Raw genomic sequence first — 12,515 nt, forward strand, 5'->3', positions numbered from 1 at the left:
TTATATAAAACTTTAATTACATAAAACTTATGGCAGATACGATTGATGTTAAACAGAAAGAATTATTTGGTCATCCTGTAGGATTGTACGTATTGTTCTTTACCGAGATGTGGGAACGATTTTCTTTTTACGGAATGCGTGCTATTCTAGTATTGTATTTAGTAGCAGAAACTAAAACTACAAATGCTGGATTAGGTTGGACAAATGGAGAAGCATTAGCATTATATGGTTGGTATACTATGTTAGTATATGTGTCTTCAATTCCAGGAGGTTGGTTAGCCGATAAGTTTTTTGGTCAGAAAAGAGCCGTTTTATATGGAGGAATTCTGTTAGTTGCAGGTCATGGTATTCTTGCTGTTGAAGAAATGTGGGCGTTTTATAGCGGATTAGCTTTAATAATTCTAGGTGTTGGTTTATTAAAACCAAACATTTCTACCATGGTTGGTGGTTTATATAAAAAAGGAGATATAAGACGAGATAAAGGATTTACAATATTTTATATAGGAATAAATGTTGGCGCATTCTTGTCTAGTATTATTGTTGGATATGTTGGAGAAGTCTATGGGTGGCATTACGGTTTCGGATTAGCAGGTATCGGGATGGCTTTAGGTTTAATTCAGTATATCGCTGGACAGAAATATTTACATGATGCCTTAAGTCATGAAGAAGGATCTGAAGATTTAGTAGATCAAAACAAATCTTTAACTAAAATTGAAAAAGATAGAATTATTGTGTTGTTTATTTCTTTCTTTTTAGTGATTGTTTTCTGGGGGGCTTTCGAGCAAGCTGGTGGATTAATGAATATTTATGCTTCAGAAAAAACAAATAGATTGATTATGGGGTTTGACTTTCCTGCATCATGGTTCCAATCTTTTAATGCCATGTTTATTATTTTACTAGGAACTACAGTTGCAGGTTTTTGGGCAAAAAGAAAACTACAAGGAAAAGTATCTACTTCACTTTTTAAAATGATTGTTGGGCTTATTATTATGGGAATGGGATTCTTTTTTATGACAGCAGCAGCAGCACAATTTAATGTAAATGGACCAGTTGTCGATGGACAAGGAGGATCTGCAATGTATTGGTTAGTTTTAGCTTATTTATTTCATACGGTAGGAGAACTTTCTTTATCTCCAGTAGCGCTTTCATATATTACTAAACTAGCTCCAGTAAAATATGCCTCACTAATTATGGGAGTATATTTTGCAATGACAGGTATTGGTAATAAAGTGGCAGGTCTTTTAGGTGAAGCTTCAGAAAGTTTAGGTGAATACACTATTTTTACAGGAATAGCTGTTTTTTGTGTTGGTTTTGGATTACTAATGTTGCTTTTTAGAAAGAAATTAGAAGTCTTAACCCACGGTGCAGAAGATGATGAACATGAAATGGCTCATTAAAAGGAGTACTAGTTTAGGGCAAAATATAAATAATTAACAATGAGTGCAACAAATTTTAGATTTGAAGGTTCTGATATGAACCGAAAACTTTTAATGGGACACCCTTCAGGGCTGTTCGTATTATTCTTTACTGAAATGTGGGAGCGTTTTTCTTATTATGGAATGCGTGCCATTTTCGTATTGTTCTTAACCTCTGCCATTATGGATGGCGGTTGGGCTTGGAGTAGAGAAGATGCATTAGGACTTTACGGAACATATACCATGTTGGTTTATTTTTCTCCAATTTTAGGCGGTTTTCTAGCAGATAAGTTTTTTGGTTACAGACGTTCTGTGGCTATTGGGGCTTTAATTATGACCTTAGGTCATGCTGCAATGGCTTTCGATACGCCATGGAGTTTGTATTTAGGTATTGGATTATTAGTTGCAGGAAACGGATTATTTAAGCCGAATATTACATCTATTATAAATGGTGTTTACATAAAAGCACAAGACAAAAAGGATGGGGCATTTACTATATTTTATATGGGTGTTAATGCCGGTGCTTTCTTAGGAATCTTACTTTGTGGTTATGTTGGTGAATCTATTGGATGGCATTTTGGTTTTGGTTTAGCTGGAATATTTATGTTTTTAGGAATGGTTCAGTTTTGGTTGGCTCAGACTATTTTTGGAAGAATAGGATTGTCTCCAAGAGAAACCCTAGATTATGATGAAGGGCATAAGGATGTAGACGAGGATGGCAATGGAGATAATGAAGAAGTTGTTCCTGGATATGTTCAGAGAGATAGATATATTGTAGTCGCGATTCTTGCCTTCTTTACCATATTCTTTTGGGCTGCGTTTGAGCAAGCTGGAGGTTCTATGACCATTTTTGCATCAGATTATACAAACCGTGTTTTAGAAGGAAACTCGGCTATGGTTTTTAGAATAGCAAATACGTTGCTAACTGTAGTGCCTTTAATGATTATTACTTATGTATTATTACAACTTTTCAAAATAACTTTTAGTAAATACAAAATATCAAATTTAGCCTTAGGTTTAAGTTTTGCTATTATTTGGAGTATAGTAATATATATGCTTAAAGTACAATTTGATCAGGAAAGTACTGAAATTCCAGCCTCATGGTTCGGAATTTTAAACTCTTTTTATATTATTGCGTTTGCGCCTTTAGTCTCTAAAATTTGGGAAAGTAAATACAATCCTCCAGCAACAGTAAAATTTGGTATTGGTTTAATTTTGTTAGGGTTAGGCTTCGGAGTCTTAGCTTATGGTTCTGCAAGTATTCCTCAAGGTGCACAAACGGCTTCTGTTAGTGTAGTTTGGTTAATATTAGCTTATTTACTTCATACTTTAGGAGAATTATCTTTATCGCCTGTAGGGTTGTCTTATGTTAGTAAGTTAGTGCCTGCAGCTAAAATAGGGATGATGTTTGGTCTTTGGTATATTGCTGTTGGTTTAGGAAATAAAGTAGCAGGTTATTCGGGTGGACTTATCGATAAGATTACAGCAGCTTATGATATGAGTACATTCTTTTTAATCTTCACAATAATACCAATTTGTGCAGGGTTATTAGTAATGGCTTTAACACCAAAAATGAATAAATTAATGCACGGTGTGCACTAGAAATAATAAGGTTAAAATTATTAAAAAGCATCTTCGTTGTAAGGTGCTTTTTGTATTTTAGACCACATACAATAGATACAAGTGTTTTTATTATTAAATGAAATGTTTACAACTATGAAGAAAGAATTATTACTATTGGTTCTTATGTTTACGGGAGGACTTATAAATGCTCAAGAAATTAATTGGTTAACTTTTAATGAAGCTTTAGAACTTCAGAAAACAACACCTAAAAAAATAATGATGGATGCATATACCAATTGGTGTGGTCCTTGTAAAATGTTAGACAAAAATACATTCCAAAATAAAGATGTTGCGGCATATGTGAATGCTAACTTTTATGCTGTAAAATTTAATGCAGAAGGGAAAGAGTCTATCACGTATCAAGAGAATACTTATGGCAATCCAAATTTTAACCCAGCAAAAGAAAATCAAAGAAATAGTGTACATGAATTTACAAGAGCATTAGGCGTAAATGCCTATCCAACTATTGTCTTTTTAGACGAGGCAGCTCAAGTTATTACGCCAGTTCGTGGTTACCAATCACCACAACAATTAGAACTGTATTTAAAATTATTTTCGACAGACAAGTATAAAGAATTAGATAATCAGGAAGTTGTAAATGCCTATTTTGAAGCGTTTGTTCCAGAGTTTGTAGAGTAAAAAAATTAGTGTTTAAAAATATAAGCTCCCTTTTTACCTGTCTGGTAGAAAGGGATTTTTTTGTGTTTACATGTCTTTTCCCATTGTTTTATATACGATTTATAATTACTACCGTCTGCTATAATTTCTTTAGGGTTTATGGAGTCAATTAAGCGTGTTAAGTTTATTTTAGGAGAATGGCTAAGCAAAACAAAATGTGGCTTAAAAGACTTTACGTTATAGGCTCCTAAACTATCAATTACAAGTAGCGTCTTGTTATTTATACTATAAACTGATTTCAATGGCTCGCATGTGTGCCTCTTTATGTCTTTTGAAATTAAATACCCTTTTAAAGGATATACTTTTGATATGTCTGAAGAATCTGAACCGTATATTTTTAATCGATTTTCATTTTTGTAAGTTATTAGACTTTGTCTGTTTTTATGAAATAAAATCCATTCGTAAGTATGCTGAGACCACTTATTATAAATTAAAGTGGTTTGAAATCCAATACATGCAAATAAAACTATAGCAACCGATTTAAATTTTGGACTCGTATAAACGTAAAGCAAGCAAAATAGTATAGTGTAGATTCCATAAAGTGTGGTAAGTTCAATCGAAATGGAATTAAAAATAAATTGCTCCTGACTAGCAATCCAACCTATAAATCCATTCATAAAGCTAATCGTTTCATTAAAAAGATGAACTAAAATATTTGGTAAAAGCTGAACAGAAGCCAATACGATTATAAGAATACCTAAGCCTAAAATGTACCCTAATACAGGTACAATTATAAGATTTGAAAGGAAGAATAAGCCCGGAAACTGATGAAAATAATAAATACTTAATGGCAAAACTCCTATTTGTGCTGCTGTAGTTACCGTTAGTGTGTTCCAGAATATTTTACTCAGTTTGTTTTTAGGAACCCATAATGTATTCAGTTTCGGTTGAAAGGTTACTATGCTTAATACAGCGGCATAACTTAACTGAAATCCGACATCGAATAACAGCATAGGCTTCCATAGAAGTAATATAAAAATAGAGATTGCTACCGTATTATAAATATTAGATGGTCTGTTAGAATTTAAGCTAATAGAAATTAAAGTAAACATAAGGGTTGCTCTACTTACTGATGGAGACAAACCGGTTAAAATTGCAAAACACCACATTAAAATAATAATGCATATGGTTTTTATTATCCTACCATGTTTAATACGTTCAAATGGAGATAAAATATAATTCAGAATTAATAATAATATTCCTACGTGTAATCCAGACACTGCAAGTATATGAATCACTCCTGCTTTCGTATAATTTGTATATAATGTTTCCGAAATGTCTTCACGTTGCCCGAGTAATAATGCATTAAGTATTGCGAGCTCATCAGTACCAAAAGGATATGCTTCTAACTTGTTATGAATGTTTGTATTTAAGGCATGGGCAACGCCTAAAAGAGATGTGTCAGAATCTTGGTGTCTTAATAATCTATTCCGATTGGTGGTTATCTGATTGTAAATATACTGTCGTTCCAGGTATTGTTTGTAATTAAATTGATTCGGATTTAAGGGAGGTAGAATTTCTTGAAGAACGTCTATGGTCAGAAATGTTTCATTAATTTTAAAACGTTCAACTAAAGTGTCTTTTTCGATGTTTAATAACGATGTGCCTGAAACATTTTTATCGTTAAGCTTTAAGATATTAATTACGTATTTATCGTAATATGCACTGGATTTAAGTACATCTTTTATCTGAAAAGTGATAGATTTTATAGGAAGTTCAGTATGAGAATAATGAGAGTTCCGTAATCGTTGATTATGTACATTAACGCTTAATATTCCGATAGAAATCATTAAAACAAACGCAATAATTCCAAATGAAATAGGTGATTCAAAGCGTTGCTTATTTAATTTTAAAGTCAGAAAAAGAATACCAAGTAATAGCACACATGCAAGAATACTCCATAACATTGTTATGTTTAAGAAATATCCTAAACATATACCAAGTATGAGAAAAAATGTGAGTTTTACTATTATAAAGCGACTTAACTTCATAACAGTAAGATACTAATAATTAGAGTATTCTGCGTGCTTCTTTAAAAGAATAATACCAGTAACGTTCTGCCAGTGAAGATATTATAACACCTTTACTTGTTGAGGCATGTATAAACTCTACACTTCCTGTTCTAGAAGATACAACCAATCCAACATGATTAATAGTATTACGTTTCGGATTAGTGTGGAAGAATAATAAGTCTCCAGCTTTTACGTTTTCAATATCTATTTCAGAACCCTCTTGAGCCATATCTCGAGAGACTCTGGGTAAATTAATATCGTAAGCTTTAAAGGTTTCATAAACTAAACCAGAACAATCCATCCCTTTTGTAGTTGTCCCTCCGTATTTGTATTTAACACCTTCAAATTGCTTTGCATAATTTATTAATTCAATGCTTAGAGGTTTCAGGTCGTCTGTGTTTTCAGGAGTTAATAAATCACTGTTTCTGTTTTTAGTTCTTTCAACAGATTTTGAAGGAATAGATACTTCTGTAGATCTTTTATAAGAGGTGGCTTTTTTTGATGATTTACAGCTGCTTACGCAAATAAGTAAGCAAAATAAAATGGATAATTTATGCATATTAGGCATCTTGTTTTAGGGCATTGTAAATATGTTCGGCAGTTTTTTTGCTCGCACCTTTTCCGCCAAGTTTTTTCTCTAAATCGTAATAATTAATAAAGAATTTTGTGCGTTGGTAAGGGTTTAAAATAAGGTCTAATTCTTTTTTTAAACTAACTGAATTAAATTCATCCTGAATTAGTTCTGTAACTACGGGTTTATCCATAATTAAATTCACCAAAGAAATATATTTTAATGTAATAATACGGCGCCCAATTTGGTAGGATAACCAACTGCCTTTATAACACACTACTTGTGGTACCTTAAATAAGGCCGTTTCTAAAGTTGCTGTTCCAGAAGTGACTAATGCAGCATAAGAGACGCTAAGTAAATCGTATGTTTTATTGGCTATAAAATGGACATCTGTGTTTTTTATAAATTGCTGATAATAGCTGTAATCTTGACTTGGTGCTCCTGCTATTACAAATTGATAATCGGGATATTCATTAATAATACTTAGCATAACAGTAAGCATTTTATTTATTTCTTGCTTTCTGCTGCCTGGTAAAATAGCTATAATTGGTTTGTCGTTTAAAGCATGTTCAGATCTAAATTCAGACTCATCAACTTGAGGTCTGTCTGAAATGGCATCTATTAGAGGGTGTCCAACAAAGGTAACGTCGTAATTGTAAGTATCGTAAAATGATTTCACAAAAGGCAGTATTACATACATAGCATCTATGTCGTGTTTTATCTTTTTAACACGTCCTGCTCTAGAGGCCCAAACCTGTGGAGATATGTAATAATTGGTACGGTAATTTTGTTGCTTAGCCCATTTTGCTATACGTAAATTAAATCCAGAGTTGTCTATAAAAATAATTACATCAGGATTATACTTTGCAATATCTTGTTTGCAGAACGATATAGCTTTTAATATTTTAGATAAATTCATGAAGACTTCAGCAAACCCCATAAAAGCACGCTCTTTATAATGGCTAACTAAAGTACCTCCTACATTTTGCATAAGATCTCCACCCCAGAATCTGAAATCAGCGTTTGTGTCAACTTGTTGTAACGCTTTCATTAGATTTGAGCCGTGTAAATCTCCCGAGGCTTCTCCTGCAATAATGTAATATTTCATTATAAAAATTTAAAAATAAAAGTAAAAATAGCAATACCAACTGTAGCTAGTATTACACCTCTTGCTCTATAGTCTTGTCGTTTTTTTATAAAAATAAAAAATGCTACTAAATTTAAAATAGCACCAATACTTATTAGTTTTCCTAAAAATCCTTCGGTAGCAGCAGCTCTTATTACTGTAGTAACGTTATCGCCACGACCAAGTAATAAAGCAGCTAAAAATAACCCCATTGCATTGGCTATAATACCAACTATTAATCCTATAAAAACTTCTTTTTTAATCATTAAAATGCCAAGTGTTAATTTCTTTTATACTTTGGTAGGCGGTTAAATCGAATTGTACAGGCACAATAGAAACGTAATTATTTTCTAAGGCCCATTCATCGGTGTCTTCGCCTTGATCTAGATTTTCGAATGTTCCAGCTAACCAATAATAATCTTTACCCATTGGGCTTTGTCTTTTATCAAATTTCTCGACCCAATTGGCACGTGCTTGTCTGCACACTCTAATTCCTTTTATATCTTTTTTAGGAACATTAGGGATGTTTACGTTCAAGACCACGCCTAGAGGCAATCCATGTTCCAATGTATTAAGTGTAATGGTTTTTATAAAAGATTCTGTGTGTGCAAAATTTGCACTCCAATTATAATCTAATAATGAGAAACCAATAGCAGGAATGCCTTCAATACCAGCTTCTATAGCAGCACTCATTGTTCCTGAATAAATTACATTTATAGAAGAATTAGAACCATGATTAATTCCAGAAACACATAAATCTGGTTTTCTTTTTAATATTTCACGTACACCTAACTTTACGCAATCTGCGGGCGTACCCGAACAGCTATAATCTTCTTGAGGGCCTTTATCTACTGTAATTTTTTCAACATATAAAGTAGAATCTACTGTTATAGCGTGTCCCATTCCGCTTTGTGGGCTGTCAGGAGCAACTACAACAACATCTCCAATGGTGTTCATTATTTTTATTAAAGTTCTTATTCCTGGGGCAGTTATGCCGTCGTCATTAACAACTAAAATGAGGGGCTTTTTAGACATATTTGTTCTTTTAAATAGCTATGCTAAAATACATAAAATCTCGCTGAAACTTCAAAATTGTTTAGTTTAACAAAAAATTACCTTTAATGGATTTTTATTGGCATAGTTTTTTCTCTACTTTAGTGAAAAATATACGATGCATTTTTATAGGCTTATGAAAAGGAATTACAGATATTTAGTACTATTATTGTTATTGGCTTCGGCTTCTTGCAGCTTTACTACTAAAACGTTTAGCAACCCAGATAAAGATAAATTATTAATTCAAGTGATTACTTATGTACTTGAGCGTGGTCATTTCGATCCTAAAGCTCTAGACGATAATTTTTCTGAAGAAGTATACACAAATTATTTAACGGCAATAGATCCTCTAAAACGATATTTTTACGAATCTGATATTAAGGAATTCGAAAAATACAAGGACAACATAGACGATCAATTAAAAGAGTACGATATTACATTCTTTAACATTACTCATGAACGTTTATTGCAGAGAATGGAAGAGTCTAAAGTGCTTTATAAGTCTATTTTAAACGAACCTTTTGATTATTCTGTAGACGAAGAATTTAATGTAGATTATGAAAAGAAATCTTATGTAAATTCTAAAAAGGAAATGAGAAACCGTTGGAGACAACAACTTAAGTTTTCAACCATTTCTAATTACGACGATTTAAAAGGTGAAGAGAAGCTTAAAAAGGATGAAGATTCTAAATATAAAGTCATGTCTGATAAAGAGATGGAAAAAGAATCTCGAGAAGCTACATTAAAATCTATAGATAATTATTACACAGATTATATAGACGATTTAGAACGTAATGATTGGTTTACCATGTATGTAAATGCTGTGGTAGAAGGTTTCGATCCGCATACATTTTATTTTGCTCCTGAAGATAAAGACAGATTCGATGAACAAATGTCTGGAAAATTAGAAGGTATTGGAGCTCGACTTCAAAAGAAAATGGATAACGTTAAAATTATGGAACTTATTTCAGGAGGTCCTGCCTGGAGAGGAAAAGAGTTGGAAGTTGGAGATGCTATTTTAAAAGTACGCCAAGAAGACGAGAAAGAAGCTGTTAATATAGTAGGTATGCGTTTAGACGATGCTATTAAATTTATTAAAGGCCCAAAAGGAACAACGGTGTTCTTAACCGTTAAAAAAGTAGATGGTACAACTAAGGAAATTTCAATTGTTCGAGATATTGTTGAACTTGAAGAAACGTATGCGAAATCGTCTATTGTTACTAAAGAAAATATAAAATATGGAATAATTAATCTTCCAAAATTTTATGTGGATTTTGAAGATTATAATAGTAGAAATGCAGCTTCAGATATTAAAATAGAAATAGACAGATTAAAAGAAGCAGGCATGGAAGGTCTTGTTCTAGATTTAAGAAATAACGGAGGTGGTTCCTTACAAACCGTTGTAGATATGGCCGGGTTATTTATTAAAGACGGACCTGTAGTGCAAGTACGCTCTACTGGAGAACCAAAAGAAATTTTAAGAGATAAAGACGAATCTATAGAGTGGGACGGACCACTAGTAATTTTAGTGAACGAGTTATCGGCTTCGGCTTCAGAAATTTTGGCAGCCGCTATGCAAGATTATAAACGTGGTATTATAATAGGTAGTAAGCAAACTTACGGTAAAGGAACAGTTCAGAATGTTTTAGATTTAAACCGTATGGTTCGTAATAATAGTAACGGAGATTTAGGAGCACTTAAATTAACAACTCAAAAATTCTATCGTATTAATGGTGGTTCTACACAATTAGAAGGTGTTAAAAGTGATGTTGTTGTTCCGGACCGTTACAGTTTTATTGATATAGGTGAAAAGGATCAAGAAAATCCATTACCATGGGATAAAATTGAAGCAGCAGATTATACGTTATGGAATGGTTATTTCGATTACGATTCTACTATTAATAAAAGTAAAGAGCGTATGAGTAATAATGCTCAGCTTAATCTTATTGCTGAAAATGCAAAATGGATTAAACTTAAAATGGATGAAAATACATTCAATTTAAATTATAAAAAATATAAAGAAAAGTTAACCTTAAACGAAGATGAAGCAAAACGTTTTGAGCAAATTTCAGATTATAAATCTAATTTAACGTATTCCTCTTTACCATACGAAGAAGCACTTTTTGCAAAAGATTCAACGTTAAAAGAAAAGCGTGATCGCTGGCACGAAAATTTAACACAAGATGTTTATGTAGAAGAAGCCGTAAATGTTCTTGAAGATTTAAAAATGTCTTATTCTATGAAAAAAGTAGCTGCGGCAGAAACGCTAAAATCAGATTATAAAACACAATCAACAGCATCTTCATCTTCATCAAATAAATAAATAATTAATGATTGGTAAAACACAGTCGTTAAAACAATTAGCGCTCCAAAAATTTAAACATAATTTCTGGGGCGTTTTTAGCTTTTGTTTCATTATTCTAGTCGGTTTGGTGTCTGTATTCGCGTATGTTTTAGCTCCAGATCATTCGCAGCATGCTAATCAAATGCATTTGTCTGTACACTCTAAAAGACCTGGCTTTACTGTTAAGATGCTTACAGTACCTTCTCAAATTAAAAACAGACAGAACTTTATAGATAAAGTGTTTTTCGGAACTATAAACACAGAAACGGAAATTCCTATTTCAAAATCTAAAATTAAAAACAACACCTTATTATATACAGAATATGCATCTGACGGATTAATAGGTGAAGAAAAACAATTAGATTTAAAAGCGTTTTCAGTATCAGAAATTTCAGAATTGGTATCTCCTAAAACATTTCATTTAGGTACAGATAAATATGGTCGCGATGTATTAAGTCGTGTTTTAGTTGGTGCAAGGATTTCATTTTTTATTGGCTTTGTAGCTGTTTTTATTTCCTTAATTATTGGTTTGTCTTTAGGGAGTATAGCTGGATATTATGGAGGAAAAGTAGACGCTGTAATTATGTGGGTTATAAACGTAACTTGGTCTATTCCTACCTTATTGTTAGTTATAGCAATTACTTTGGCTTTAGGTAAAGGGTTTTGGCAAGTGTTTATAGCGGTAGGTTTAACAATGTGGGTCGAAGTGGCTCGTGTGGTGCGTGGTCAGATTATTAGTGCTAAGGAAATGCAGTATGTTACGGCAGCAAGAGCGTTAGGGTATACAGATTATAGAATTATAACGAAACATATTCTGCCAAATGTTATGGCTCCAGTTATTGTAATTTGTGCAGCTAATTTCGCTTCAGCAATTCTAATAGAAAGCGGGCTTAGTTTTCTGGGTATTGGTGCGCAACCGCCTATGGCAAGTTGGGGAGCCATGATAAAAGATCACTATAATTATATAATCTTAGGAAAACCTTATTTAGCAATTATACCTGGATTTTGTATAATGAGTTTAGTAATGGCATTTATGTTAATAGGAAATGCCTTGCGAGATGCGTTGGATGTAAAAAATTAGTCCGTTTTTAAATTCGCATTCATATCATCTATATATTGTAGTAACTCGTCTTTCCCCATTTCTTTAGAAGAAGAGGTTACAAAATAGTTTGGCATTTCTTCCCAGGTTTCAAGTAAAATATCTCTGTAAGTATTAATATGGTTTTCAATAGCCATAGGCTTTAGTTTATCAGCTTTTGTAAAAATTATTGAAAACGGAATACTGTGTTCGCCTAACCAAGCCATAAATTCTAAATCTACAGGTTGCGGGTTGTGGCGAATATCAACTAATACAAACGCAGATATTAATTGTTCTCGTTTACTAAAATATTGCGTAATAAATTTCTGAAATGTTTTTTTCGCACTTTTAGATACACGTGCATAACCATATCCTGGTAAATCCACTAAAAACCATGTTTTGTTAATTAAAAAATGATTTATAAGTTGTGTTTTTCCAGGTCTTCCAGAGGTTTTGGCAAGACTTTTACGGTTGGAAAGCATGTTTATAAGCGACGATTTTCCTACGTTACTACGTCCAATAAAGGCGTATTCAGGGATTCTGTCTTTCGGACATTTGGAAACATCCGAATTACTCACTACAAACTCAGCCGATTTAATTTGCATAATTCTCTAT

At 32.7% G+C, this 12,515-nt stretch carries 11 protein-coding genes; 5 read left to right on the forward strand and 6 right to left on the reverse strand.

The genetic code is table 11. The annotated features are described in order from the left end of the window. Window positions 1–29: 29 nt before the first annotated feature. From Q1B05_RS04445 to Q1B05_RS04455, 3 genes are all read left to right on the forward strand, one after another. Complete coding sequence (locus Q1B05_RS04445; protein ID WP_299778020.1) at window positions 30–1,397, forward strand: peptide MFS transporter; 1,368 nt, start codon at window positions 30–32, stop codon at window positions 1,395–1,397. A 39-nt stretch (window positions 1,398–1,436) separates the two neighbouring features. Continuing rightward, window positions 1,437–3,017 carry a peptide MFS transporter gene (locus Q1B05_RS04450; RefSeq protein WP_299778022.1) on the forward strand — a complete coding sequence of 527 codons (1,581 nt, stop codon included), beginning with the start codon at window positions 1,437–1,439 and terminating at the stop codon, window positions 3,015–3,017. A gap of 114 nt (window positions 3,018–3,131) precedes the next feature. Further along, window positions 3,132–3,677, forward strand: coding sequence for a thioredoxin fold domain-containing protein (locus Q1B05_RS04455; RefSeq protein ID WP_299778024.1), 546 nt, complete (start codon window positions 3,132–3,134; stop codon window positions 3,675–3,677). A 5-nt stretch (window positions 3,678–3,682) separates the two neighbouring features. Here the strand turns inward: Q1B05_RS04455 and Q1B05_RS04460 are convergent, their stop codons facing one another. From Q1B05_RS04460 to surE, 5 genes are all read right to left on the reverse strand, one after another. Next, complete coding sequence (locus tag Q1B05_RS04460; protein WP_299778026.1) at window positions 3,683–5,623, reverse strand: ComEC/Rec2 family competence protein; 1,941 nt, start codon at window positions 5,621–5,623, stop codon at window positions 3,683–3,685. A 103-nt stretch (window positions 5,624–5,726) separates the two neighbouring features. Next, complete coding sequence (locus Q1B05_RS04465) at window positions 5,727–6,287, reverse strand: C40 family peptidase (protein WP_299778028.1); 561 nt, start codon at window positions 6,285–6,287, stop codon at window positions 5,727–5,729. Between the two features lies 1 nt (window position 6,288). Further along, window positions 6,289–7,407 carry a lipid-A-disaccharide synthase gene (gene lpxB, locus Q1B05_RS04470; protein ID WP_299778031.1) on the reverse strand — a complete coding sequence of 373 codons (1,119 nt, stop codon included), beginning with the start codon at window positions 7,405–7,407 and terminating at the stop codon, window positions 6,289–6,291. Beyond that, entirely contained in the window at window positions 7,407–7,691 is a 285-nt protein-coding gene (locus Q1B05_RS04475) for a hypothetical protein (protein ID WP_299778033.1), read from the reverse strand. Before Q1B05_RS04475 ends, lpxB begins: the two co-directional genes overlap by 1 nt. Then, entirely contained in the window at window positions 7,684–8,460 is a 777-nt protein-coding gene (gene surE, locus Q1B05_RS04480) for a 5'/3'-nucleotidase SurE (protein WP_299778035.1), read from the reverse strand. Before surE ends, Q1B05_RS04475 begins: the two co-directional genes overlap by 8 nt. A gap of 154 nt (window positions 8,461–8,614) precedes the next feature. Between surE and Q1B05_RS04485 the strand changes: the two genes are divergently transcribed. After that, entirely contained in the window at window positions 8,615–10,801 is a 2,187-nt protein-coding gene (locus Q1B05_RS04485; RefSeq protein ID WP_299778037.1) for a carboxy terminal-processing peptidase, read from the forward strand. A gap of 7 nt (window positions 10,802–10,808) precedes the next feature. Further along, a complete protein-coding gene (locus Q1B05_RS04490) occupies window positions 10,809–11,903 on the forward strand; it encodes an ABC transporter permease (RefSeq protein WP_299778039.1) in 1,095 nt (364 codons plus the stop codon). Here Q1B05_RS04490 and yihA read toward each other — a convergent pair. Continuing rightward, window positions 11,900–12,505: a ribosome biogenesis GTP-binding protein YihA/YsxC gene (gene yihA / locus Q1B05_RS04495; RefSeq protein ID WP_299778041.1), complete on the reverse strand. Its 606-nt coding sequence runs from the start codon at window positions 12,503–12,505 to the stop codon at window positions 11,900–11,902. The genes Q1B05_RS04490 and yihA overlap by 4 nt on opposite strands. Between the last annotated feature and the right edge of the window lie 10 nt (window positions 12,506–12,515).

Origin of the sequence: uncultured Formosa sp. (assembly GCF_947500765.1) — a bacterium.
Taxonomy (GTDB): Bacteria; Bacteroidota; Bacteroidia; order Flavobacteriales; family Flavobacteriaceae; genus Formosa.

Excerpts from the sequence above, each read along its gene's own strand:
- Q1B05_RS04475 (WP_299778033.1), bottom strand. The coding sequence starts at position 7,691 with ATGATTAAAAAAGAAGTTTTTATAGGATTAATAGTTGGTATTATAGCC.
- lpxB (WP_299778031.1), bottom strand. The coding sequence starts at position 7,407 with ATGAAATATTACATTATTGCAGGAGAAGCCTCGGGAGATTTACACGGC.
- Q1B05_RS04460 (WP_299778026.1), bottom strand. The coding sequence starts at position 5,623 with ATGTTATGGAGTATTCTTGCATGTGTGCTATTACTTGGTATTCTTTTT.
- Q1B05_RS04455 (WP_299778024.1), top strand. The coding sequence starts at position 3,132 with ATGAAGAAAGAATTATTACTATTGGTTCTTATGTTTACGGGAGGACTT.
- Q1B05_RS04445 (WP_299778020.1), top strand. The coding sequence starts at position 30 with ATGGCAGATACGATTGATGTTAAACAGAAAGAATTATTTGGTCATCCT.
- surE (WP_299778035.1), bottom strand. The coding sequence starts at position 8,460 with ATGTCTAAAAAGCCCCTCATTTTAGTTGTTAATGACGACGGCATAACT.
- Q1B05_RS04490 (WP_299778039.1), top strand. The coding sequence starts at position 10,809 with ATGATTGGTAAAACACAGTCGTTAAAACAATTAGCGCTCCAAAAATTT.
- yihA (WP_299778041.1), bottom strand. The coding sequence starts at position 12,505 with ATGCAAATTAAATCGGCTGAGTTTGTAGTGAGTAATTCGGATGTTTCC.
- Q1B05_RS04485 (WP_299778037.1), top strand. The coding sequence starts at position 8,615 with ATGAAAAGGAATTACAGATATTTAGTACTATTATTGTTATTGGCTTCG.
- Q1B05_RS04465 (WP_299778028.1), bottom strand. The coding sequence starts at position 6,287 with ATGCATAAATTATCCATTTTATTTTGCTTACTTATTTGCGTAAGCAGC.
- Q1B05_RS04450 (WP_299778022.1), top strand. The coding sequence starts at position 1,437 with ATGAGTGCAACAAATTTTAGATTTGAAGGTTCTGATATGAACCGAAAA.